23 protein-coding genes are annotated in these 24,089 nt (G+C 37.9%); 21 read left to right on the forward strand and 2 right to left on the reverse strand.

All coding sequences use genetic code 11. The features are described 5' to 3' along the window. Window positions 1-35: 35 nt before the first annotated feature. From F3G66_RS06585 to F3G66_RS06600, 4 genes are all read left to right on the forward strand, one after another. Window positions 36-1,367, forward strand: a complete 1,332-nt coding sequence (locus F3G66_RS06585; protein WP_149707551.1) for an aminotransferase class V-fold PLP-dependent enzyme — start codon at window positions 36-38, stop codon at window positions 1,365-1,367. Next, a complete protein-coding gene (locus F3G66_RS06590; RefSeq protein ID WP_149707552.1) occupies window positions 1,364-2,110 on the forward strand; it encodes a hydroxymethylpyrimidine/phosphomethylpyrimidine kinase in 747 nt (248 codons plus the stop codon). Before F3G66_RS06585 ends, F3G66_RS06590 begins: the two co-directional genes overlap by 4 nt. Continuing rightward, on the forward strand, window positions 2,103-2,708 hold the full coding sequence (thiE, locus tag F3G66_RS06595) for a thiamine phosphate synthase (protein WP_149707553.1): 606 nt from the start codon (window positions 2,103-2,105) through the stop codon (window positions 2,706-2,708). The genes F3G66_RS06590 and thiE overlap by 8 nt, the downstream gene beginning before the upstream one ends. Before the next feature lie 70 nt (window positions 2,709-2,778). Next, entirely contained in the window at window positions 2,779-4,056 is a 1,278-nt protein-coding gene (locus F3G66_RS06600; protein WP_149707554.1) for an aminotransferase class V-fold PLP-dependent enzyme, read from the forward strand. Between the two features lie 36 nt (window positions 4,057-4,092). Here F3G66_RS06600 and F3G66_RS06605 read toward each other — a convergent pair whose 3' ends face one another. Further along, the gene (locus F3G66_RS06605; protein WP_149707555.1) at window positions 4,093-5,199 is read right to left on the reverse strand and encodes an FtsW/RodA/SpoVE family cell cycle protein; all 1,107 of its coding nucleotides are present in this window, start codon (window positions 5,197-5,199) and stop codon (window positions 4,093-4,095) included. Between the two features lie 52 nt (window positions 5,200-5,251). Here F3G66_RS06605 and F3G66_RS06610 point away from each other — a divergent pair, with 52 nt between their 5' ends. The 14 genes from F3G66_RS06610 (at window position 5,252) to mnmC (ending at window position 20,035) form a co-directional block, all read left to right on the forward strand. After that, complete coding sequence (locus F3G66_RS06610; RefSeq protein ID WP_149707556.1) at window positions 5,252-6,223, forward strand: RluA family pseudouridine synthase; 972 nt, start codon at window positions 5,252-5,254, stop codon at window positions 6,221-6,223. Beyond that, entirely contained in the window at window positions 6,156-6,830 is a 675-nt protein-coding gene (locus F3G66_RS06615; protein WP_188115839.1) for a fibronectin type III domain-containing protein, read from the forward strand. The genes F3G66_RS06610 and F3G66_RS06615 overlap by 68 nt, the downstream gene beginning before the upstream one ends. 106 nt (window positions 6,831-6,936) lie before the next feature. Continuing rightward, entirely contained in the window at window positions 6,937-7,362 is a 426-nt protein-coding gene (locus F3G66_RS06620) for a fibronectin type III domain-containing protein (RefSeq protein WP_223154226.1), read from the forward strand. After that, window positions 7,362-8,549, forward strand: coding sequence for a tRNA (guanosine(46)-N7)-methyltransferase TrmB (gene trmB, locus F3G66_RS06625; RefSeq protein WP_107785241.1), 1,188 nt, complete (start codon window positions 7,362-7,364; stop codon window positions 8,547-8,549). The genes F3G66_RS06620 and trmB overlap by 1 nt, the downstream gene beginning before the upstream one ends. After that, window positions 8,533-9,204 carry a cell division ATP-binding protein FtsE gene (locus F3G66_RS06630; protein ID WP_021091805.1) on the forward strand — a complete coding sequence of 224 codons (672 nt, stop codon included), beginning with the start codon at window positions 8,533-8,535 and terminating at the stop codon, window positions 9,202-9,204. Before trmB ends, F3G66_RS06630 begins: the two co-directional genes overlap by 17 nt. Continuing rightward, on the forward strand, window positions 9,191-10,006 hold the full coding sequence (locus tag F3G66_RS06635; RefSeq protein ID WP_149707557.1) for an FtsX-like permease family protein: 816 nt from the start codon (window positions 9,191-9,193) through the stop codon (window positions 10,004-10,006). Before F3G66_RS06630 ends, F3G66_RS06635 begins: the two co-directional genes overlap by 14 nt. Beyond that, window positions 10,003-11,223, forward strand: a complete 1,221-nt coding sequence (locus F3G66_RS06640) for a murein hydrolase activator EnvC family protein (protein ID WP_149707558.1) — start codon at window positions 10,003-10,005, stop codon at window positions 11,221-11,223. The genes F3G66_RS06635 and F3G66_RS06640 overlap by 4 nt, the downstream gene beginning before the upstream one ends. Before the next feature lie 73 nt (window positions 11,224-11,296). After that, window positions 11,297-12,013, forward strand: a complete 717-nt coding sequence (gene pyrH / locus F3G66_RS06645; RefSeq protein WP_054196984.1) for a UMP kinase — start codon at window positions 11,297-11,299, stop codon at window positions 12,011-12,013. Between the two features lie 18 nt (window positions 12,014-12,031). Next, entirely contained in the window at window positions 12,032-12,247 is a 216-nt protein-coding gene (locus F3G66_RS06650; protein WP_149707559.1) for a DNA-directed RNA polymerase subunit omega, read from the forward strand. Beyond that, window positions 12,234-14,423, forward strand: coding sequence for a RelA/SpoT family protein (locus tag F3G66_RS06655; RefSeq protein WP_084041542.1), 2,190 nt, complete (start codon window positions 12,234-12,236; stop codon window positions 14,421-14,423). The genes F3G66_RS06650 and F3G66_RS06655 overlap by 14 nt, the downstream gene beginning before the upstream one ends. Before the next feature lie 10 nt (window positions 14,424-14,433). Beyond that, window positions 14,434-15,639, forward strand: a complete 1,206-nt coding sequence (tyrS, locus tag F3G66_RS06660; RefSeq protein ID WP_149707560.1) for a tyrosine--tRNA ligase — start codon at window positions 14,434-14,436, stop codon at window positions 15,637-15,639. Next, window positions 15,640-16,731, forward strand: a complete 1,092-nt coding sequence (locus tag F3G66_RS06665) for a nitronate monooxygenase (RefSeq protein ID WP_087583961.1) — start codon at window positions 15,640-15,642, stop codon at window positions 16,729-16,731. Further along, on the forward strand, window positions 16,728-18,170 hold the full coding sequence (locus F3G66_RS06670; RefSeq protein WP_149707561.1) for an N-acetylmuramoyl-L-alanine amidase family protein: 1,443 nt from the start codon (window positions 16,728-16,730) through the stop codon (window positions 18,168-18,170). The genes F3G66_RS06665 and F3G66_RS06670 overlap by 4 nt, the downstream gene beginning before the upstream one ends. Further along, complete coding sequence (gene mnmC, locus F3G66_RS06675) at window positions 18,167-20,035, forward strand: bifunctional tRNA (5-methylaminomethyl-2-thiouridine)(34)-methyltransferase MnmD/FAD-dependent 5-carboxymethylaminomethyl-2-thiouridine(34) oxidoreductase MnmC (protein WP_149707562.1); 1,869 nt, start codon at window positions 18,167-18,169, stop codon at window positions 20,033-20,035. Before F3G66_RS06670 ends, mnmC begins: the two co-directional genes overlap by 4 nt. 58 nt (window positions 20,036-20,093) lie before the next feature. Here mnmC and putP read toward each other — a convergent pair whose 3' ends face one another. Then, window positions 20,094-21,581, reverse strand: coding sequence for a sodium/proline symporter PutP (putP, locus tag F3G66_RS06680; protein WP_149707563.1), 1,488 nt, complete (start codon window positions 21,579-21,581; stop codon window positions 20,094-20,096). Window positions 21,582-21,731: 150 nt separating this feature from the next. Between putP and F3G66_RS06685 the strand changes: the two genes are divergently transcribed. From F3G66_RS06685 to F3G66_RS06695, 3 genes are read left to right on the forward strand one after another with little or no spacing between them, the layout of a single operon-like run. Next, window positions 21,732-22,442, forward strand: coding sequence for an amino acid ABC transporter permease (locus F3G66_RS06685; protein WP_085658195.1), 711 nt, complete (start codon window positions 21,732-21,734; stop codon window positions 22,440-22,442). After that, entirely contained in the window at window positions 22,435-23,163 is a 729-nt protein-coding gene (locus F3G66_RS06690) for an amino acid ABC transporter ATP-binding protein (RefSeq protein ID WP_072595138.1), read from the forward strand. The genes F3G66_RS06685 and F3G66_RS06690 overlap by 8 nt, the downstream gene beginning before the upstream one ends. Window positions 23,164-23,174: 11 nt before the next feature. Continuing rightward, entirely contained in the window at window positions 23,175-23,948 is a 774-nt protein-coding gene (locus tag F3G66_RS06695; RefSeq protein ID WP_103600551.1) for a transporter substrate-binding domain-containing protein, read from the forward strand. The last annotated feature ends 141 nt before the right edge of the window (window positions 23,949-24,089 follow it).

The following is a 24,089-nucleotide window of genomic DNA, read 5'->3' on the forward strand; positions in this document are numbered from 1 at the left end:
ATCTATAATGCTAAGCAAAAAACGAGGGTTGTGATTTGGTAAATTTAGAGCATATTAGAGAAAATATAATTTTAAAAAATGGCATTTATTATTTTGACTTTACAGCTTCAGGGCTAGCTTATAAACCTATCGAAGATGAGATGGCAAAAATACTCCAAACATACGCAAATACGCACTCTATCAGCTCATCAAACGCCTATAAAACCGCTCAAACTTATGAAGATTCAAGACGTGAATTAAAAAGCTTACTAGGACTTGATGAGAGCTTTTATCTTTTTACTTGTGGCAATGGAGCTACCGGTGCGATAAAGAAATTTCAAGAAATTTTAGGAATTTATGCACCGCCAGCGTTAAAAAAAAGATGCGCCCTAAAGCCAGATGAAAATTCTCCGCTCGTAGTACTTGGCCCTTATGAGCACCATTCAAATGAGATAAGCTTTAGGCAAGCACTTTGTGAGGTTGAGCGTATCAGGCTTGATAAAAATGGAGGGATCGACTTTAATCATTTGGAGCAAATTTTAAGGATAAATGTCGGTCGTGAGATCATCGCAACTTTTAGTGTGGCTTCAAATGTGACTGGGGTTTTGAGCGATTATAGAAAAATTTATACTCTTATAAAATCTTATGGTGGCATTGTGGCATTTGATGCTGCAAGCTTTAGCGCTTATGGAAATATTGATTGTGACTATTTTGATGCTCTTTTTTTATCTCCTCATAAATTGCTTGGTGGAGTTGGAAGTTGTGGGCTTCTTGCTATAAAAAAGATACTTGCAAACTCAGATGAGCCGACATTTGCTGGTGGTGGAACGGTAAGTTATGTCAGCAAAAACTACGCTATATTTGTAAAAGATAGTGAGCAGCTAGAAGAGGCTGGCACTCCGCCTATTTTAGGTCTTATAAGGGCAAATTTAGCTTATAGGCTAAGAAATGAGATAGGATTTGAGGCAATATATGAAAATGAGAGCGAGCTTGGAGAGTATTTGGAAAAAAAGCTAGCAGAAATTCCTGAGCTTACCTGCTACCATCCAAATAACGTAAAGCGTTTGCCGATATTTTCTTTTAATGTGGCCGGTGTTTCGCCTTATGAACTAGCCAAAGTTTTAAGCAAAGAATATGGCATTCAAACGCGTGCAGGATGTTCTTGCGCTGGACCATATGGACATGATTTGCTTCATTTAAAAGAAGATGCATTATTTACTCATAAGCCAGGCTGGGTAAGGGCTGGACTTCACTATACGCATACGCTACAAGACGTGGATTATTTAGTAGATGCATTAAAAAATAGCATTAAAAAGTATTCAAGTAGTTGGAAAGTCGATGATCCTTTTAGTGTTGATAAAATTTCAGGTTGTATGGGAGATAGATGAAAAATATATTAATCATTGCAGGAAGTGATAGTGTTGGTGGCGCTGGCGTGCAGGCTGATATTAAGACATGTGAGGCATTTTCTTGCTACGCAGCGACAGCTATTACGGCTCTTACGGCACAAAATACAAATGGCGTTAGTAATATCTTTGCTACAAATGTTACAAATCTAAATGAACAAATCAAAATGGTAGACGAAGAGCTAAACATAGATGCCATAAAGGTTGGTATGCTTTTTAATAAAGAGCTTATATCTTGCGTTGGTTCTTGGCTTGAAAAATTTCATAAGCAAGGCATTAAAATAGTAATAGACCCAGTTTGCGTAGCAAAATCAGGCTCAAAGCTTCTTGAGGATGATGCGATAGCAAGCTTAAAAGAGCTTTTTAAATTCGCAGACATTATCACGCCAAATATCGATGAAGCCAAAGTTTTGAAACTTGATAGCAAAAATTTACCTTGCGATATGATCTTAAAGCGAAGCATGGTTGCAGAAATTTGCGAAGATACTCTTTTTAAAAAAAATGGTGACGTGCTTAAATTTAAAGAGTCACTAATAAAACCAGAGATCATGCACGGGGCTGGATGTAGCTTTGCAAGTGCGCTGGCCTGCTTGCTGGCAAATGGACACACAAAAGAAGAGGCTATAAAACTAGCCAAAAGATACATTTTAAATGCTATTAAAAATGCAATTACGACAAAATTTGGCAAACGTCTACTAAATCATAAAGTTGGCATAAGTGATTGAAATTTATGCGATTAGCGACGATGTGTTGATGCCTGAAAATTTAGCCTTGCAATATACTAAAGAAATTTTAGAGTGTGGGGTGAAATTTTTTCAATTTCGCTCTAAAAAAATACCCAAAGATGAGAGGCTAGCTAGTGAAATTTTCAACTTATGCGAAAAATTTGGAGCCAGATTTATCGTAAATGATGATATTTTATTTGCTGCTAATATCGGGGCAAAGTCCGTGCATTTGGGAAAAGATGATGCGAGCATAAAAGAAGCGTTTGAAATTTTAGGAGATGATGCTTACGTGGGAGTTAGCTGCTATGATAGCTTGGAGCTTGCCCTTAGGGCAAAACAAAATGGTGCTAGCTATGTGGCTTTTGGAGCGATGTTTAAAAGCCCAACAAAACCAAATGCGCCGCTTTGCAAGGCCCAAACTATATCACAAGCAAGAGAAATGGGAATGAATGTGTGTGTCATAGGAGGTATAAACTCTAGTAACATTGCAAGTGTCGCTAAAGTAAAGCCAGACATGGTCGCCTTAATATCCGCTATCTATAAAGATGGCACGATAAAGAAAAATATAGAAAATTTACAAAGAAATTTATTGCTTTAAAAGATACTTGTTTTGCAAGATTTTTTATGAAAATTTAATTATAATCCCTGCTTTAAATAAAAGGAAAACATTGCTAAATATCGATGAAGTAAGAAAAAATATCATTTTAAAAGAGGGTCTTTACTATTTTGACTACACAGCTTCAGGTCTTGCTTACAAGCCCATTGAAGATGAAATTTTAAAATTTTTAAAAACCTATGCAAACACTCACTCAGATAGTAGTTCAAGCGCAGCGTTAACGCAAAAATGCTATGAAAATGCAAGAGCTGAGTTAAAAAGCTTATTGGGTCTTGATGATAGTTTTTATCTTATCGCGACTGGTCAAGGAGCAACGGCTGCGATAAAGAAATTTCAGGAGATAATGGGAATTTATATCTCACCAGCCACAAGAGCTTTGATCGGCGAAGCAAATTTAAGAAAATTAAACTTGCCATTAGCGATCATTGGCCCTTATGAGCATCACTCTGTTGAAGTTAGCTTAAGAGAAGGGCTTTGTGATATAAAACGTATAGAGCTTGATGAAAATAATGAGATAGATTATGCGATGCTTGAGAATGCATTAAAGCAAAATGCAAAAAGAAAGATAATAGCTAGCTTTAGTGCCGCCTCAAACGTCACTGGCGTTAAAACTGATTATAAAAAAATTTACTCGCTGATTAAAAAATATAATGGCATTTTAGCACTTGACGTGGCCACTCTTAGCGCTTATGAAAATGTTGATTGCAGATATTTTGACGCACTGTTTCTCTCGCCTCACAAACTACTTGGAGGAGTTGGGAGTTGTGGGCTTTTGGCTATCAAAAAAGAGCTTTGTAAAAATTTGCCTACATTTGCAGCAGGAGGTACAGTCAAGTACGTAAGCAGGACATCGCATATTTTTACTAATGAAGTTGAAAATTTAGAAGAGGGTGGCACGCCACCGATAATGCAGCTAATACGTGCAAATTTAGCCTATAAACTAAGAAATGAAATCGGACTTAATAATATAAAAGCAGCTGAATGTGAGCTAGGCGAGATGTTTTGCAAAGAGCTAGAAAAGATAGATGAGGTGATAAATTATTGCCCTGAAAATTTAGACAGATTGCCCATTTTTGCATTTAATGTAAAAGGCATTTCGCCTTATGATTTTGCTGCTAGTTTAAGTAGTGATTTTGGTATACAAACGCGTGCAGGCTGTGATTGCGCTGGGCCGTATGGACATGATCTGCTTAATTTAAAAGATAATACCATTTTTGAAGCAAAACCTGGCTGGGTACGTGTTAGCATTCACTATACGCATACAAAAGAGGATATAAAATATCTTATAAATGCTATAAAGTCTTGTATCAAAAAACACAAAGTAGGGTAGGACAAAACTATATATTTGATACTTGTGGAGAAATTTTTAGAAGTGAATTTTTATAAAGCTATAAGTTCTATCAAATCTAAAAGTTAGCAAATTTTGTAAAATTCCAAAAAGCACCATAAATGTAACAAAGCTGCTTCCGCCGTAACTAAAAAATGGCAGCGGCACGCCTACAACTGGTGCAAAACCGATCGTCATTGAGACATTTACACCCACATAAACGAAAATAAGTGCAGCAATCCCCGTGGTAGTAACTTGTGTAAAATAGTCGTTTTTTAGTCCGTAATTTAAACTTAGAAGATGTGTTATAAGTGCTCCATAAAGTCCAAGTAAAAACAATCCACCATAAAAACCAAAACGCTCGATATTGTAGGCAAAGATGAAATCACTAGTGGCGATTGGCAAAAATTTAAAGTGCGTCTGCGTCGCTTCGTCCTTTGGCTTGCCTTTGAGTCCGCCGCTACCTATGGCGATGATACTTTGTTTGACGTGATAGCTTGGTTCTTCAGCGATGAAATCGTGAATCCTCTTTTTTTGATAGTCATGTAAATTTTCATACAAAACTGGCGCCAAAAAGCCTATCGCAAGGATGATAGTGATCCAAATTTTCTTATTTACGCCGATTACAAAAAGGATGGTGTAGCCAACTATCAAAAGTATGAGCGCAGTGCCAAGATCAGGCTCTTTCATGATGAGCACAAATGGCAAAAGTATATAAAAACTAAGTCTTAAAAAATCTTTTACTCCGTATCCATTAGCCTCTGGAGGACGCTGTTTGATGAGATAGGCTAACATCAGCAAAAAGGCTGGCTTCATCAGTTCTGATGGCTGAAGTGTGAAGTGAACTAAGGGAATTTCTAACCAGCGCCTAGCTCCTAGCTTGCTAACGCCAAAAAGATCGACGCTTAAAAGTAACACGATGCAGATCCAGTAAAACATCGGAATAATCCAGTCGATACGCCTAATAGGCAGCAAAAACGCTACACAAAATGATGCAAAACCTATGCCAAAATACACAAGCTGTTTGTTTGCTAAAATGTCGTTTGCTTCGGAAACTAGGATGTATGAAATTATGATGATTGGGATTATTAAAAACGGCTGAATAAAATCAAAATGTGTTAAAATACGCCGATCTAGTTTTATCAAGAAGCAAACCTTAATTTTTGGGCTAGATTATATCACAAACAAGGCTTTGATTTTGGTTAAATTTAATGTTTTAAATAGCTCAAGACTCGACGTAGCAGTAGCGCAAGAGCTTCAAATTTCACGTAATCAAGCTTTAAATTTGATAAAAGATTCTCTCGTAAGCGTAAATTTAAAACCAGTCTCAAAACCAAGCTTTGCTCTAAGCGAAAATGATGAAGTTTGCGTAAATTTTGCCCCAAAAAAAGAGGTGCAAAACGAGTATGAAGTAAATTTTGACATCCCGATCATCTATGAAGACGACGATCTCATAGTGCTAAACAAGCCCCCGCAAATCGTCGTTCATCAAGCTCCAAGTGTAAAAGAGGCGACACTTGTTGAATGGCTAAATAAAAAGGGCTTTATGCTCTCAAATTTAAATGGCGATGTAAGAGCTGGCATCGTCCACCGCCTAGATAAGGGTACAAGTGGCGCTATTGTCGTTGCTAAAAATAACTTCGCTCACGCAAAACTAAGCGAGCAGCTAAGCGATAAGAGTATGGGGCGAATTTATTTAGCACTCACCGATCTACCGCTAAAAGAGGATGTTATCATCAACAAGCCAATCGGCAGAAATCCAAACAACCGCCTAAAAAAAGCGATCGTTGCGGACGCTAAATTTGCAAAAAGCGCCTTTGTAAATTTACTAAGTGAAAATGGCATAAATTTAATAGCAGCAAAACTTTTTACAGGCAGGACTCATCAGATAAGAGTGCACCTATCTAGCATAAACCGCCATATTTTAGGCGATGATTTATACGGATTTAAGAGCCAAGGCGATAAAATAAGCAGGGTTATGCTTCACGCTTATATGCTTTATTTTATCCATCCACGAACTGGCAAAAGGGTGGAATTTATCGCAAAAACGTATGATGACTTTAACCAAATAATTTACAAAAAAATTCCCAAGGAGATTTTTGATGAAAAAATTTGCCCTACGCATATTGACACCATTTTTAGCAGCTTTCTTGGCGGGATGCGGCTCTAGCGTACCCACTCAGCAAAGCATGTCACTACCTACGATTACAAGTTTAAAAACTATTTCAGACATGACAGAAGTTGGTTTTGAATGGAACCCAGTAACCAATGAAAGTGTTGTTGGATACTATCTCTACCGCTCAAACCCAAATGATACCAACTCAAAAATGCAGCTAGTTGCAGACATCAAAGACCGCTTTGCAACGCACTATGTGGACCGCAATCTAGCACCGGAGACCACATACTCATACCAGATGAGAACCTACTCAAGCAATGCCATCTCTCAACCAGGCACGATCGCAACAGCAACTACAAAGCCACTGCTTGACTCAGTACCATTTTCGCAAGCTATTACAGGGCTTCCAGGACGTGTAAAAGTGATCTGGAGACCACATCCTGATAGCACCGTGGCAAGCTATATTATTCAAAGAAGTGATGCAGGAGCTAATAAATTTAGTCAAATCGCAGAGGTAAATGGCAGACTAAATGCTGAATATATCGACACTGAGGTAAAACCTGGTAAGTCTTATGAGTATAGAATTTTAGTTAAAACTTCTTCAGGTGTTGTCTCAAAACCAAGCCAAAATATCAGTGCAACGACAAAGGAGTTACCCTAAATCAGTAACAAACCTTCAGGCAACAAAAAATGCACCAAAAAAGATAATTTTAACTTGGGATTACGCGCCGGCTGAGGATTTTGCTTATTTTAAGGTTTATAGGACAGTGAGTAAAATTTTGCCTTACACATATCTGGCAAAAACGACTAGCAACACCTATGAGGATCTCATAAACACAAATGCAGCGACGAGGTATTACAGAGTCACAGCAGTTGATAAAGACGGCCTTGAGAGCTTAAAACAAGAAGAGCCAATTGTGGGGATAACACTTGGTGCGCCAAAGACTCCAAATATTAGCGCTAGCTACGATGGTAGCGGAGTAAATGTAAATTGGAGTGCAGTTGATAGAGCTAGTTCGTACACTGTTTATAGAAGTGGTGCAAGTGAGAAAATTTTTAGTGGCATAGATGGTACTGGACTTAGAGATGATAGCGTGCAAAAAGGAGCTAGCTATTCTTACAGCGTCGTAGCTATCGATGAGTACGGCATCGCCTCTGATAAGTCATCAAAAGCAGAAGTTAGCATAAAATAATGCCAAATTTCATCGCTTCGTCTTTAAAAGAGCTCTCGTTTCCATTTGGTAATGACAAAGTCAAATTTCTTTGGCAGGCAAATGGGCGAAACGAGAGGCTCATCTACACAAAAAATGAAGAAGAGAGCTTTTTTCTAGTTGTAAAGCCCGGTAAAAATGGCGTTGTTGTAAAGGGAGAGAAGCTTACAAAGCCAGCTAAAGTTGGTCTTTTGCAAGAGGCACTGGAGCTTTTTAAAGAGCAAAATTGCAATGACGTAATCAGTCAAGCATTTGCTGTAAAAAAGACAAATTTGACTAAAAAAGTGAGTGAAATTTTAAGCCTTGAAGAATTTGTGCCAGCATTTTGTGAGCTAAAAGATAAATTTAAAGAGATTTTTATCGAGATCGGCTTTGGTTCTGGCAGGCACTTGCTTTATCAAGCTAAAAACAATCCAAATGCCCTAGTTATCGGAATAGAAGTCTATAAGCCAAGCATCGAGCAAGTAGCAAAGCTAGCTAGGGCAAATGCCCTAGAAAACGTGCGTCTAATCAATACTGACGCCAGACTTTTACTCTCTCTCGTTGGCTCAAATTTAGTTGATAGAGTCTTTTTACACTTTCCAGTGCCGTGGGATAAAGCAGAGCATAGACGCGTGGTCTCATCGGCGTTTGCACTTGAGTGCGAGAGGATACTAAAAGTAGGCGGTAAATTTGAGCTAAGGACTGATAGCAAGGAGTATTGCGACTTTAGCTTGAGTAAATTTTTAGAGCCTACAAACTCAAAAATAGAAGCTTTCAAAAATAGAAATTTAGAAGTAACTAGTAAGTACGAAGACCGCTGGAGACGTCAAGATAAGGATATTTATGATGTCATTTATACTTGTGAGGTCAAAAGTGGTGAGAGTATTTTAGTTGGGGATTTTAGCTTCAAAGAAAAGACAAGCGTAAAAAATATCATTAAAAATTTCAAAAATTTCATCATCAAAAAAGAAGATTATTTTTTACATTTTGAAGAAATTTACACCATAAATGAGGGTGAAATTTTGCTAAAAGTTGCTTTTGGAGCATTTAATAAACCCGAGCAATGTTTTATCAAAATAAGCGATGAAAAAAGCGAATATTTTATAAAAAAACCGATCTTAATTCGTGAGAATTTAGCAGCACACGAGCTTTTGAAGGAGTATTTGGCTGATGCAAGAGATAATTAGTGCAAGAAATTTGAGCCTAGCTTATGAACGCGATGAAATCGTAATTAATAGCGTCAATTTAGATATTTATGCAAATGATTTTGTCTTTATCACAGGCAAGAGCGGAAGTGGAAAAAGCACGCTTTTAAAATCATTTTACGGAGAAATTTCACCTCTTGCTGGAGAGCTAAATGTCTGCATGACACAAATGGATGACATTGATGATAAAAGGCTTTGTGAGCTTAGACAGCGAGTTGGCATTATATTTCAAAATTATCGTTTGATAAATGAATGGAATGTGGAAAGAAACGTCATGTTGCCACTCATCATCAAAGGCATCAATCAAAATGTGAGCAAAAAGCAAGTGGCTAAACTTTTAAAACATGTAAATATGCTTCACAAGGCAGATAAATACCCTCGTGAGCTAAGTGGTGGTGAGCAGCAAAGAGTAGCGATGGCAAGGGCTCTAGCGCACAATCCAAATTTGCTCTTATGCGACGAGCCAACGGGAAATTTAGACGAATACTCAAGCGATGTCATCTGGTCGCTTTTAAAATCAGCTAGGGAATTTTTAGGCACAAGCGTAGTAGTTGTCACGCACCATATCCCATCGACACTTCGTATCCCATACCGTCACTTCGTCATAGAAAATGGAGGCGTGCATGAGATCGCTTAAAAACCATCTTGGATTCATCATGCCGCTGATCGCGCTTTTGTTTTCCGTGCAGTTTAGCCTAACTGCTGATAAGGTTGTGAGAGATTATGAAAGACTTATGGGAAATGACTATAACATCGTCATAGTTTCAAGTAAAGAGCTGAGTGAGCCCGTGCTAAAGCCGATCGTGAGTAATCTAGCTAGTCTCGAGCCACTAAGTCCGCAAAAAATAATTGACCGCCTTTCAAATGACATCTCTGCTAAAAATTTATCCATACTACAAAATGTACTGCCAAAATTTTACTCACTAAAACTTAGCGAATTTCCGACACCGCAGTACATGGATGATCTAAAGCAAAAACTTTTAAAATTTGATGGCATCACAAAGGTCGAGACATTTTCAAAGACTCATGACAAGGTCTTTAAAATGCTAAATTTAGCAAAAAGCATATCGTATGCTTTTATGGCGATACTTTGTGTTGTTGGACTCATGCTCATGCTTAAGCAGGCTAAAATTTGGCTATTTGAGCATAGAGAGCGCATCGAGATTATGACGCTTTTTGGAGCACCATTTTGGCTAAAATCAGCCATGCTTTACAAATCGGCTATGGTTGATAGCTTAGTTGCTACCGTTGCAGTCGGTGTATTTTTCTTTTTCTTGCCTAGTATTGAAATTTTTAGAGAAAATGCCGCAAGTATTGATGTGGTATTGCCTAGTCTTGATCCTTCAAGGGATATTTTTATTTTATTTGGCGTGGCTATGTTTTTAAGTATTTTTGCTGTTAGTTTGGTAATGAGTAAGGCTAGAAAAAGCACGATATGAGAAAAGGAATTTTTATATTTTTGCTAGCTTTTAGTCTAGCTTTTGCGTCAAATACTAAAGAGAAGATCAAAGACTCCAAAAACTCATTGAGGTCGAGTCAGGCGATGAGCGAGCAGCTTAGTAAAAAGCTAGATGATTTGGCTGGTGATATCGTAAATGGTGAGAAAAAACTTCGCGGTATAAGTGGCGATATCACAAATTTAAAGGGTCAAATTTCAGTCCTTGAGACAAATGCTTCAAAAGCACTTATTGAACTTGATGATCTAACAAAACAAAACAAAGAGCTAGAACGCACACAAAAAGAGCTTGAGCAAAATATGATAAGGATTATTGCAGAAGATTTATCGTTTGATCTTTTGATGTCTGCAACTGAGGGCAAGCAAAGCGAGGAGAGTATCATCTCATCTCAAATTTTAACCAAGCTAAATGCCATAGCAAAAGAGGATTTTAAAAGGCTTAGCCAGAACTATGAAGATACGATTGAGAAGATAAAAAATAAATCAAACAAAATAAGCGAGATAAACTCAAGCATCAAAAACTATAGACGCAAGCAAAGTGACTTGCAAAATTTAGAAAGTACGCAAAAAAATACTATAAACGGACTAAAACGAGATAAAGAAATTTATAGCAAAAAGCTAGCCAAGCTTCAAGCCCAGCAAGATGAGCTAAGAAAGACGCTAGAGCAGCTCGCTATCATGCAAAAACAAGAAGATGAAGCCGCACGTGCTGCTAGAGAAAAACAAGAAAAAGCAGCTGCAAGCAAAGGTGGTAAAAAAGGCGAAAAAAGCCAACCAATGGGTGGAGGCTATCAAACAAGCTCAGTCAAAAAATATTCAGGTGCAAAGACAATCGCTCCTCTTGATAGCTACACCGTAAAGCAAAAATTTGGTAACTATGTAGATCCAATATATAACATCAAAATTTTTAATGAGTCAGTCACGCTTCGCTCAACCACGCCAGATGCCAAGGTTAAAAGCGTGCTAAATGGCAAAGTGGTCTTTGCAAAAGCAACTCCGATGCTTGAAAATGTAGTCATTATAGAAAACGAAAATGGCATCCACACGATCTACGCTCACCTAAGTCAGATCGCACCGACGGTTAAGGTAGGCTCAGTCGTGCAAAAAGGCTACGTTATAGGCCGAGTTAGAAACGATCTAACCTTTGAAGTGACGCAAAGAAACTACCACATTGATCCACTTGAGATGATCTCAAAATAGCCGCTTTGCAAGTGCTATTAACTAAATTTAAAGCCTTTTTGGCTAGAATGCGTGAATTTTAAGGAGCAAGACAATGAGTAAAAGAAAACGCGTATTGGTTAAATTTTCAGGCGAAGCTTTGGCGGGAGAGAATGGTTTTGGCATAGATACGGCGGTGCTTAAATTTATAGCAAATGAGATAAAAGAGCTTGTCGAAAATGGCATCGAGGTTGGCATCGTTATCGGTGGTGGCAACATTATACGTGGTGTGAGTGCTGCAAAAGATGGCATCATCAAACGAACGAGCGGCGATCACATGGGCATGCTAGCAACTGTTATAAATTCGATCGCAATGCGTGAAGCTTTAGAGCGAAGTGGGCTAGAGGTAAGAGTGCAAAGTGCAATCAAAATGGAAGCGATCTGTGAGACTTTCATCGTGGGACGTGCGCAGCGCCATTTGGAAAAAGGCAGAGTCGTTATATTTGCTGCAGGCACTGGCAATCCTTTCTTTACAACTGATACAGCAGCCACGTTAAGAGCTATTGAAATTGGCTCAGATATGATCATAAAAGCTACAAAGGTTGATGGCGTTTATGATAAAGACCCGAAAAAATTCAAAGATGCAAAACTTTTAAAATCACTAAACTACGAAAAGGCGATGAGTGATGATATCAAGGTTATGGACGATACTGCTATAGCTTTAGCAAAAGATAACTCACTGCCGATTTTGGTTTGTAATATGTTTAAGGCTGGAAATTTATTAAAAATAATAAATGAAGAAGAAGCAGCCCTATATTCAGTAGTAAAATAAATTTTAAAAAGGATAAATATGAGAACAGAACAAACAACAGCAAGAGCGTTAAAGCAAGTTGGTGATGATAGATATAAACTTTCACTTATCGTAGCAAAGCGTGCAGAAGCACTAGCAAATGGAGCAGTAGTGCTTGTAGAAGCCGATACTTCAAAGATGAAATTTGCTGACATTGCACTACTTGAAGTAGCTGAGGGCAAAATAGGCTTAGAGGCAATAGTTGAAGGAAAATAGTCTTTTTTTAGAGCAGCTAATAGAACAAATTTTACCTTGTAAAAATGTTTCAGAAGCTATAACGCTGCTCTTTTCCCTTTGCGAACGAAGCGAGAAATTAGACAAAGCTATAGATAGCTGCGTCACATCTCATGCTGGTCAATACCGCAAAAGTGGCGAGCCATACGCAATCCATCCTATCTTGGTAGCATCAATAGTAGCAAATATGGGCGGAGACGAGAGTATGGTCATAGCTGCACTACTTCACGATGTGGTTGAAGATACTGAAGTTACACTTAGCGAAGTCCAGGCTGAATTTGGCGATGAAGTGGCAAAGCTGGTTGAAGGGCTTACAAAGATAGTTGCTATAAGAGAAAATAAGCTTGCAAGCTCAAGTAGTAACGAAAAACTAGCAAGCTCGGCACTAACCTTTAGAAAAATGCTTTTAATCTCCATTGAAGATGTTAGAGTTCTTGTGGTTAAGCTTTGTGACAGACTTCATAATATGCTAACCCTTGATGCATTAAAAGTAGAAAAACAAAAACGCATCGCTGAAGAGACGCTTATGGTCTATGCTCCGATCGCTCATAGGCTTGGAATTTCATCGATTAAAAATATACTTGAAGATCTAAGCTTTAAATATGCGATGCCAGAAGAATACGCCAAGATCGATAGCTTTTTAAATAAAAATAAACAGCAGCTTAGCCTTAAGCTAAATGCTTTTTACGAGAAAGTAAATCAAATTTTGCTTGAAAATGGCTTTATTGAGGGTACTTTCGAGATTCAAAAACGTATAAAGCATTACTATTCGATTTATTTAAAAATGCAAAGAAAAGGTATTTCGATTGAAGAGGTGCTTGATTTGCTTGCTATTAGAATTCTTGTGCAAAAGCCGCTTGATTGCTACCTTGCGCTTGGAAATTTGCATATAAATTTTAATCCTCTTATTTCGAGATTTAAGGATTATATTGCGCTTCCAAAGCAAAATGGCTATCAAACGATACATACAACTATTTTTGATAATAAGAGTATTTTTGAGGCACAAGTTCGTACTTACGATATGCACAAAACCGCCGAATACGGTGTCGCAGCTCACTGGAAATACAAAAACGGCGAGGGCAGTTTACTTAATCCAAAACTTGACTGGCTAAACGACATTGGTATGCAAAACAATGAAGCTGAAAGTAACGTCGAAGAGCTTTATGAATATGCAAAAGATAGTCTTTATATAGAAGATATTGCGGTCTATTCGCCAAAAGGTGAGGTTTTTACACTTCCACGCGGGGCTACTGCACTTGATTATGCTTATGAGATTCACACAGAGATCGGACTTTACGCAAAAGAAGCTTATATAAATCGCGTCAGGATGCCACTTTTAACAGAGCTAAAAAACGGTGATATTGTAAGGATTGTAACTGGCGAGGAGGCAAAATTTCGCTGTTCGTGGATAAATAGTGTTCGAACTGGTAAAGCAAGGGCTACGATAAGAACATACTGCAAGCAAAAGATAAAAGATATAAATTATAAAATCGCAGTTGATATTTTAAAGTCGGTTTTTGGCGTTTCAAAAGATAGAATTTTAGACTGGATAGAGCATGAAAATTTAGGCAAAAAAGTTTTTCGTGCTGCAACTGAAAGTGATTTTTTGCAAGAGGTCGTAAATATGCTTAAAAAGTATATAAAAAAAGAGCGTCCTTTTATGATCTCTTTGGGCGACAAATATCAGGTTAAAAAGCAAAAATTTGAAAATATCGTAATCTATTCAAATCATAAAATTTCAAATGTCGAGTTTGACTATTGTTGTAACCCAAAAAGAGGCGATAGCATAGTTGGCTTTAAAAATGGGCACAATGTGACAGTGCATCACAAGCTTTGTGAGCGTGCTGGAAAGCTTATGGATAAGGGCAATGAGATCATCTTTGTCAAATGGACTAGAAATGCCCCACATAGATATAAAATTTTATTAAATCTTGAGAACCGAAAAGGCGCGTTGGCTGAATTTTTAACATATCTTGCTAGACTAGATGTAAATTTGGCTACAATCTCGCTAAATGAAGCAAATGACCTTAGCGGCGATACATTTGAGATAAGTGTTGAGATAGCTGAAAACATCGATGCAAACGAGCTAAGAGAGAAGATCAAAGATAGATATAAGATTATAGATTTCGTTTCACAAAGCGATCCATACCACAACTAGGAGAAAGATAATGCAAGATATAGCTGAAATTTTACAAGAGATAAAACGCGGTGTCGCCGAGATTATTGACTTTGAAAGAGTTGAGAATTTAATAAAAAACTATTATGAAAAAGGTGAAAATTTCTATGTAAAGGCTGGCTTTGATCCAACTGCTCCAGACCTTCACTTAGGACACACAGTCGTTTTAAGCAAGATGGCTTTGCTTCAAAAACATGGCGCGATCGTACAGTTTTTAATAGGTGACTTCACTGCTCAAATAGGTGATCCAACCGGTAAATCAGTAACTAGAAAAAAGCTAGATCAAGAGACAGTTTTAAAAAACGCTAAAACCTACGAAGAGCAAGTTTTTAAAATTTTAGATCCAAAAAAAACTGTGATCATGTTTAACTCAAAATGGTCAAATGAGCTTGGAGCCGCTGGAATGATAGAGCTAACTAGTACATTTTCAGTCGCTAGAATGCTAGAGCGCGACGACTTTGAAAAAAGGATAAAAGCTGGCAGCCCAATTTCAATTTGTGAATTTATGTATCCACTTCTTCAAGGTTATGATAGCGTTGCTATGAAGTGCGATATCGAGATGGGCGGTACGGATCAGAAATTTAACCTTCTAATGGGTAGAACCTTGCAGAGGACTTATAATGTTGGCAAAGAGCAAGCTGTAATAATGATGCCTCTTCTTGAAGGGCTTGATGGTGTAAATAAGATGAGCAAAAGTCTTGGAAACTACATCGGCGTAACTGAAAATGCAAATGATATGTTTGCAAAAACGCTTAGTATAAGCGATGAGCTAATGTGGCGTTGGTACGAGCTTTTAAGTACAAAAAGCCTTGGCGAGATAGAAAATTTAATGAACGACGTAAAAAACGGCAAGTATCATCCAAAAAAAGCAAAAGAGGACCTTGCGTACGAGATAACAGCAAGGTATCACGGCGAGGAGGCTGCAAAAGCTGCGATGGCTGAGTTTAATAGCGTACACTCTCAAAATCAACTCCCAACTGATATAAAAGAATTTAGCCTAAAAGCACCAGTTTGGATCGTGGAAGCTTTATCGCAGTGTGAGCTAAGTGAGTCAAATTCTCAAGCAAGACGCGACATAAAGGCAAATGCGGTTAGCATTAATCAAGAAAAGATTAGCGATGAGCAGTTAAAATTAGAGGCAGGTGAATATATCTTGCAAGTTGGAAAGCGTAAATTTGCAAAAGTAAAGGTTGAATAGATGGAGTTAAAGCCATTAAAAATAGGAAAATATGAGATAAAGTATCCGATATTTCAAGGCGGTATGGGACTTGGTATCAGCTGGGACAAACTAGCTGGCAACGTCAGCCTTGAAGGCGGTCTTGGAATAATCAGTTCAGTTGGCACAGGATATTATGAAAATCGTAAATTTATAAACAAAGAGCTAAATGCAAAGCCATTTGGAAGTGAAAATTTCTACTCAACAAGAGGTCTTAGAGCAATTATTGAGAATGCACGAAAAATTTGTGGCGACCTGCCACTTGGCGTAAATATAATGTATGCTGCAAATGACTACGCAAGAGTGGTAAAAGATGCTTGTGAAGCCGGTATAAATATCATCGTATCAGGTGCTGGGCTACCTACGAATTTGCCAGAATTTACACAAAATTTTAAAGAAGTCGCGCTAGTTCCTATTATCTCAAGTGCAAAAGCACTAAAGATCATCTGCAAACGCTGGCTACAAAGATATGACCGCTTACCAGATGCTGTCGTGCTTGAAGGACCACTAAGTGGTGGACATCAGGGCTTTACTTACGAGCAGTGTCTTGATCCTGAGTTTTCGCTATTTAATCTAATCCCGCAAGTAAAAGCCGAGATAAAAGAGTGGGGCGATTTTCCGCTCATAGCAGCCGGTGGAATTTGGGATAAAAATGATATCGAAAAAGCAATATCGCTAGGCGCAGACGGCGTTCAGATGGGTACACGCTTCATCGGTACTCATGAGTGTGACGCGGATATTGGCTTTAAAGAAGTGATACTAGCAGCCGAGGAAAAGGACATAGAGCTTATAAAAAGTCCAGTTGGCTATCCAGCTCGTGGGATTAGAACAAATTTGATAAATTTAGTAGAAAAAAAGATGGGCCCAAAGATCCAGTGTATAAGTAACTGTGTGAGTCCTTGTCAAAGGGGCAAAGGAGCTAAAGAGGTTGGATATTGCATCGCTGATAGGCTGTTTGACTCATTTAGTGGCAAAAAAGAGACTGGGTTATTTTTCACTGGAGCAAATGGATATAAACTAAAAGAGCTAATAAGCGTAAAAGAGCTAATGCACAAGCTGGTACATGGTGAATGAAACGAGCGATAATCCTCTTTTTTATTGTTTGTAGTTTTCTTTTTGCCGCGACAAATTCTGAGATATTTGCAAAATTTGATAAAAATTTTGCCAGCTCAAGCAGAAGTGCAAAGATTAAATTTCACAACGATATAAAAGATATCTATGTCGACGCGATCATAAAAAATGACAAAAATATAAAAAAACAAGCACTCACAAGGCTTATAACCAGCTCAAAATCGCTTGGTTTTGATTCAAGTGGGTATATAAAAGATCTAAATGCACTAAATGGTGTAAAGAGCGCTAGTACGCCTAGCGCTACTACTTTGACGCTGCTTAGTGCAACCAAGATAAATGACACTTTAGTACTTAAGTTTAATACAAAAATCGATACTGCAAAACTAAAAACATCCTTTTTAAAGCAACAAAATACATATAAAAACATTATGGATATCGATGGTAGATTAAACGGCAATCCGCTAACTTATAAAAATTTCATATCTGATTACATTCACATCTCGCAGTATGATAAAAACACTGTTAGAGTTATTTTTTCTGATAAGATCCAAAAGACTATAAAAGCAAATGCAACAGGTGATCTGCTTGTAATCAGCACTCAAAATTTTATCTCAAACGAAAATGTAAAAACACCACTTCATAAAACTAAAAACAAAAATGAAGAAGTGCCACACAAAGAGCCTGAGCCAAATTTAAAGCCGCAGTCTGCACAAAGTGAGCCAGTGGCAGCACCTTTGCCACCAGTTGCGACTGGTAAATTTTTACGCAACAAAACGATTGTCATCGATCCAGGTCATGGTGGCACTGATCCAGGTGCAGTAAATGGCAAGCTTCAGGAAAAAACTGCGGTTTTAGGTGTAGCCAAAAAGCTTGGCGACATACTAAAAGCGCGTGGCTACAAGGTCTATTTTACTAGATCAACCGATGTCTTTATAAATTTAAGAACAAGAACAAAATTTGCAAATGATAAGATGGCTGATCTATTTGTTTCCATTCACGCAAATGCCGCTCCAAATGCCACAAAGGCAAAGAGTATGCACGGCATTGAGACATTTTTCTTATCGCCTGCAAGAAGTGAACGTAGTAAAAACGCAGCCGCGCTTGAGAACAAATCAGATATTGAAGAGATGAACTACTTTTCGCAGCAGACATTTCTAAATGTGCTAAATCGCGAGAAGATCATCGCGTCAAATAAGCTTGGTATCGATATCCAAAAAGAAATTTTAGCAAGTGCTAGAAAGGTCTATGCTGCAAGTGACGGTAGTGTAAGGGAAGCGCCGTTTTGGGTACTCGTAGGCGCTCTTATGCCAGCAGTTCTTGTTGAGATCGGCTATATCACGCATCCAGTTGAGGGTGAAAAGCTCTTTAATGATGCATATCAAAACGCCCTTGCAAACGGCATAGCAAACGGCATAGATGGATATTTCGCAAAAAATAGATGAAAAATGCAAATTTAAGCTTTAAAGGGCAAATTCCATTTAACGAGGAGTTTGGTGACATCTACTTTAATACCGATAAACCTTGGCTTGAGAGTGAATTTGTCTTTGCAAGTGCACTTGATGAAATTTGGCAGAGCAAAGACAGTTTCATAGTTGCTGAGACTGGCTTTGGTGCTGGGCTAAATTTCTTTACACTTTGTAAGAAATTTAAAGGTAGTAATAAAAAACTTCACTTTGTTAGCATCGAAAAAAGCCCTATTAAAAAAGAAGATATTTTAAAAATTTATGAAAATTTAGGCATTTTTAAAGCTTATGCTAGAAAGTTGGTTTCGCTCTATCCGCCGCTAATTTCTGGCATACACCGTATAAATTTTGCCCCAAATATCACACTTGATCTTTGCTACGGCGAGGCTAAAGAAATTTTACCTGAGCTTGATTTTAGCGCTGACATCTGGTTTCTAGACGGCTTTGCTCCAAGTAAAAATGGCTCAATCTGGAGCGAAGAAATTTTTGGGCAGATCGCAAGACTAAGCAAGGTTGGCACGATTGCTAGAACCTACTCGTGCGCAAAAATAGTAAAAGACGGGCTAAAGAGCGCTGGCTTTTTGCTAAGCCTAAAAGAGGGCTATGCTAGAAAACGCCAGATGAGTAGCGCCGTACTAGAGAAAAAAGATGAAAATTTAAAAGATGCTTGGTTTGCGAGGTGCGAGCCAGCCTCTAGCGCAAAAGGCAAAACAGCGCTTATCATAGGAGCTGGTGTGGCTGGACTTACAACAGCTGACGAGCTAGCCAAAAATGGCTTTAAGGTGGTGATCGCCGAGGCAAAGGGTGAAGTGGCTACAAATGGCTCAGGCAATCACTGTGGTGCCTTGATGCCGCTAGTTACAAAGCCTGTGGTAAATTTAGGTCGCATGCACTTAAACGCATTTTTGCAAGCAGTGAGATTTTACAAGGCAACTTTGCCAAAAAGCCTTATTAAATTTAACGGCTGCATCGACTACGCATTTGATGATGAGCTCATCAAAAGATATGGCTCGTGGCAGGATCAAGCCGCTAGCGATATTTTTAAATTTGATGAGAACTTAAAGCCATATCCTGGGATATTTATAAAAGACGGTGCATACGCTAGACCAAGAGAAATTTGTAAATTTTTATCAGGCAGTTTTGAAATTTTATTTAATCACGAGTATGAGAGTAGGGCGCATCTACAAAACGGTAAGATAAGTGTTAAATTTAAAAATGGTAAAAATTTAGAAACCGATATTTTGGTCTTTTGCACTGGCAGTAAGAGCAGTGAAATTTTTAAGGACTACGACATGCAAATAAGCAGCGTCCGAGGTCAAGTCACGCACCTAAAACCAGTGCTTAAAAATACTTTGCCGCTAAGCGCAAAAGGCTACATCTGCCCAGCCGTCAAAGGCGTGCAAGTCATCGGCGCAACTTATGCCAGAAATGAAATTTGCGATATGCCTAAAGTTGAGGATAATGCTAAAAATTTAAGCGATGTAAGCGAGTTTTTTGACACCACAAAAGCCGCCATTATCGGTTCACGTGTAGGATATAGGAGCTATAGTGGAGACAGATTTCCGATAATTGGCGCTTTGCATGACGAAGAATTTTACAAGCAAAACTACAAAGGGCTATTTTGGAGTAAAAATAAAGATAACAATCCAAAAGCAAGCTATGAAAAGAATGTCTTTGTAAATTTTGCCCACGGCTCACGAGGTCTTGGTACAGCGATACTTGGAGCAAATTTGATAGCCGATCTTGTACTTGATCGTCCACTTTGTATAGAAAGATCACTATTTCATGAGCTTCATCCAGCTAGGTTTTTGATAAGAAAACTAAAAAAGGGATTAAAACTTTAAGAGGCAATTAGCAGAAATTCCTAGCACAAGATACTAGGAATTTCTTGTAAGTTTAGGCTTAAAGCCTTGTTTTCATCTTTTCAAATTCATCTTTTATGACTTGCTCGTGAGGTTCGCTCGTCATTTTATTTATTGCATCTCCCCAGATACTTACGCTAATGATCGCTATACAAGAAGCTATGATGCCAGGTAAAATTTCATAAACATAAACATTTAGCCCTGAAGTAATCCAAAATATTACTGTCGCACCTCCAGCTATCATACCAGCGAGTGCTCCAAGTGCACTCATACGCTTCCAGTAAAGGCTAAAAAGTAGCACTGGTCCAAAGCTTGCACCAAATCCAGCCCAAGCGTTACCAACGACGTTTAGAACATTATCTGTTGAGATAAAAGCAAGCATAGTAGCAACTATAGCCACTACTACGACAGCATAGCGACTGATCGCTGTTTGTGTATTTTGACTAATCTCTTTTTTATAGAATGCAAAGATAAAATCCTTTGTTACCGAGCTAGATGTAACTAAAAGCTGACTTGAGATAGTACTCATGATCGCTGAAAGCACAGCTGAGATGATAATGCCTATAAAAAATGGTGGGAAAAGTAGCTCGCCAAGCTTTAAAAACACCGTCTCAGGATCGCTAAGTCCGTCTCTTTGACTAAAGTAGACAAAGCCGATAAGTCCGCTCATAATCGCACCAAGCAACCCAATGCTCATCCAGCCAATGCCGATCCTTCTTGCTTTAGCAAGCTCTTTTGAATCGCGTATCGCCATAAATCTAACAATGATGTGTGGCTGACCAAAATAGCCAAATCCCCAAGCCATAAGTCCTAAAATTCCCCAAAAAGTTTGATCTCTAAATGGATTTAGGTGATTTGCATCAAGTTTGCTTATCTCTTTTAGTAAATTTGTATCGCTTGGCAAGTCTAAATTTAGATATGCCACGACTGGGATCGAGACTAGGACACAAAACATCAAAAGCCCCTGAAATGCGTCAGTTATACTAACTGCTTTAAATCCACCAAAAAATGTGTAAAAGACCACGATAACAAGTGTAAAGACCGCTCCGTAGGCAAATTTTAAACCAAAAAAGCTCTCAAACGTCTTGCCACCAGCGATGATGCCGCTACTTACATAAAGTGTGAAAAAGATCAAAATGATAAGACCAGAGATGATTCTTAAAATTTTAGTCCTATCTTTAAAGCGATTTTCTAAAAAATCCGGTATCGTGATGCTATCACTCGCAACCTCAGTATAAATTCTAAGCCTCTTTGCTAAAAATAGATAGTTGCAGTAAGCTCCAATGATAAGACCGATTATCATCCACACATTTGCTATGCCAGTTGCGTATAATGCTCCGGGCACGCCAAGTAGCATCCAACCACTCATATCAGAAGCACCAGCACTAAGTGCAGTGACCACTGGACCCATTCGACGATTATCTAGCAGATACTCGTTCATACTTGCATTTTTATCGTAGAAATATCGTCCGATAAAGAGCAAAAAGCCAAAATAGATGGCGATGGCTAAATAAGACCCAAAGCTCATAAATTTCCTTTCAAATTAAGATAAATGGCTTATGTTAATATAAATTTTTTTAAATTACAACATTCAGTGCCGATCCTTAAACACTTTTAAGCAAAATGATATAAATTTTTTCGTATTATTTAAAGCCATATTTTAAAGAGAAGGACAAAGTTGAAGGCTCAAAATTTAGCTAAATTTCTATTTTTTATAATAATCGTCTCACTTGGAGCATATTTTTTCTATCCAAGAGATCTTAGTGAGGCTCAAGAGATTGCTTATATCAAAAGTTACGGAGTGACTTTAGGGCTTACTATAGGCGGTATTGTCATAGGCATAACACTTGGATTTACCTTGGCGTTTATTAAATTTTTAAATATCAAAGTCTTAAATTTTATAATTGATGAATATATCGATATCTTACGTGGAACACCTGTAATACTTCAACTTTTAATATTTTCAGTTGTCATTTTTGCAACATGGAGTGATAATTTTTATGTAGCTCTCATCGCACTTGGACTAAATAGCTCTGCTTATGTGGCCGAGATCGTACGAAGTGGTATAAATAGCGTCGATAAAGGACAAATGGAAGCGGCTCGTGCGATGGGCCTAAACTACTATGTTTCGATGCGCGAGATAGTCTTTCCACAAGCTACAAAAAATATCTTACCAGCTCTTGCAAATGAGTTTATCTCACTTTTTAAAGAGACATCAGTTGTGGGCTATATAAGCGTCGTTGATATCACGATGCAAAGTAAGAGCTTGCAAGCGGTCTTTTATAGTCCAGAGCCAGTCATTTTTACAGGTATTGTCTATTATGTGAGTGTTAAATTTTTTACACTTTTGACAAAACTACTCGAGAGGAGATTAAACCGCCATGATTGAGATTAAAAATTTAAATAAAAGCTATGGCGATTTGCGTGTTTTAAATGACATCAGTGTAGATATCAAAAAGGGTGAAGTTATAGCGATAATTGGCCCAAGTGGTGGTGGAAAAAGTACATTTTTACGCTGCATAAACCGCCTTGAGGAGCCAGATAGCGGGCACATAAAGATAAATGGCGAAGATATTTTAGATAAAAAATCAGATATAAATAAAATTCGCCAAAAAGTGAGCATGGTTTTTCAGCACTTTAATCTTTTTGCAAATAAAAACGTCTTGCAAAATTTAACTCTAGCCCCGATAAAAGCGGGAATTTTAGATAAAGCAAGCGCAGAAAAAAGAGCTGATGAGTTGCTAAAAAGTGTTGGGTTAAGTGATAAGAAATTTGCCTATCCGCACAAGCTTTCAGGCGGACAGAAGCAACGTATTGCGATCGCTAGAAGCCTAGCGATGGAGCCAGAAGTGATACTTTTTGACGAGCCTACAAGTGCACTTGATCCTGAGATGATCGGAGAGGTGCTTGATATTATGAAAGATGTTGCCGCAAGGGGTATAACGATGCTTGTTGTGACCCATGAAATGGGCTTTGCAAGAAATGTAGCAAATAGAATTTTCTTTATGGATAAAGGCAAAATCGCAGTTGATGATACACCGAAAAATGTCTTTACAAATCCGCAACATGAGCGCTTAAAAGAGTTTTTAGGCAAAATTTTAAATCATTAAAGGAGTAGAAAATGAGTAAAATTTTAAAATTTTTGATGGCAAGCTCGGTTTTATTTTTACTAGGTTGTAGCGATGACGCTAATAAAAAAAATACAGCAAATAATGCCGAAGAAGTTACTAAAAATGTAGTTTATAAAGTTGGCTCGAGCGCTGATTATCCACCTTTTGAATATCTTGATGAAAACAATAAAATTATTGGCTTTGAGATAGATTTATTAAATGAGATCACCAAAAAAACTGGAATAAAATTTGATGTTGCAAATATGAGCTTTGATGGGCTGATATCAGCATTAAAAACCGGTAAAATCGATATTGCTATAAGCGGAATGAGCGCAACTGATGAGAGAAGAAAATCGGTTGATTTCACTAAGCCATATTATTTTTCAGAGAATTTATTTATCCGCAAAAAAGGCTCAGATGTAAATAAAGACAACCTTAAGGATAAGAAAATTTCAGCTCAAGTTGGCACACTTCAAGAAGAAGCAGCCAAAAGCATAACCACTAAGTCGATACCTGCTGAAAATGTAGCAGCTGCCATCATGTCACTAAACGCTGGTAAAATCGACGTTGTACTAACTGATAGTCCGATAGGGGTTGAATATTTAAAACAAAATCCAGATTTAGAAGAATTTTTAAGAGTTCCTGATGGCACGGAAGGGTTTGCAATGGCGTTTGATAAAGGCAAACACACTGAGCTTATCAAGAAGATAGACGCAGCGATCGATGAGCTGCAAAAATCTGGCGAATTTGACAAAATGCTAGATAAATATGGATTAAAGAAATAAATCTAAATACAAAATTTGCAGAGAAGCAGGAATTCTCTGCAAAAACTCACTTTTTTCTAATTTTTAAAATTTAACATCTTTTAAAAGTAAAATTAATAAAATGACTTAATTATTTTCAAGGAGAAAAAATGAAGCTTCTCA

This window comes from Campylobacter concisus, assembly GCF_902460665.1.
Taxonomy (GTDB): domain Bacteria; phylum Campylobacterota; class Campylobacteria; order Campylobacterales; family Campylobacteraceae; genus Campylobacter_A; species Campylobacter_A concisus_AL.

Coding starts and splice junctions, on each gene's coding strand:
- F3G66_RS06630 (WP_021091805.1), top strand. CDS start 8,533: ATGCAAGAGATAATTAGTGCAAGAAATTTGAGCCTAGCTTATGAACGC.
- mnmC (WP_149707562.1), top strand. CDS start 18,167: ATGAAAAATGCAAATTTAAGCTTTAAAGGGCAAATTCCATTTAACGAG.
- F3G66_RS06590 (WP_149707552.1), top strand. CDS start 1,364: ATGAAAAATATATTAATCATTGCAGGAAGTGATAGTGTTGGTGGCGCT.
- F3G66_RS06690 (WP_072595138.1), top strand. CDS start 22,435: ATGATTGAGATTAAAAATTTAAATAAAAGCTATGGCGATTTGCGTGTT.
- putP (WP_149707563.1), bottom strand. CDS start 21,581: ATGAGCTTTGGGTCTTATTTAGCCATCGCCATCTATTTTGGCTTTTTG.
- F3G66_RS06670 (WP_149707561.1), top strand. CDS start 16,728: ATGAAACGAGCGATAATCCTCTTTTTTATTGTTTGTAGTTTTCTTTTT.
- F3G66_RS06640 (WP_149707558.1), top strand. CDS start 10,003: ATGAGAAAAGGAATTTTTATATTTTTGCTAGCTTTTAGTCTAGCTTTT.
- F3G66_RS06695 (WP_103600551.1), top strand. CDS start 23,175: ATGAGTAAAATTTTAAAATTTTTGATGGCAAGCTCGGTTTTATTTTTA.
- F3G66_RS06665 (WP_087583961.1), top strand. CDS start 15,640: ATGGAGTTAAAGCCATTAAAAATAGGAAAATATGAGATAAAGTATCCG.
- pyrH (WP_054196984.1), top strand. CDS start 11,297: ATGAGTAAAAGAAAACGCGTATTGGTTAAATTTTCAGGCGAAGCTTTG.
- F3G66_RS06635 (WP_149707557.1), top strand. CDS start 9,191: ATGAGATCGCTTAAAAACCATCTTGGATTCATCATGCCGCTGATCGCG.
- tyrS (WP_149707560.1), top strand. CDS start 14,434: ATGCAAGATATAGCTGAAATTTTACAAGAGATAAAACGCGGTGTCGCC.
- trmB (WP_107785241.1), top strand. CDS start 7,362: ATGCCAAATTTCATCGCTTCGTCTTTAAAAGAGCTCTCGTTTCCATTT.
- F3G66_RS06650 (WP_149707559.1), top strand. CDS start 12,032: ATGAGAACAGAACAAACAACAGCAAGAGCGTTAAAGCAAGTTGGTGAT.
- F3G66_RS06615 (WP_188115839.1), top strand. CDS start 6,156: ATGAAAAAATTTGCCCTACGCATATTGACACCATTTTTAGCAGCTTTC.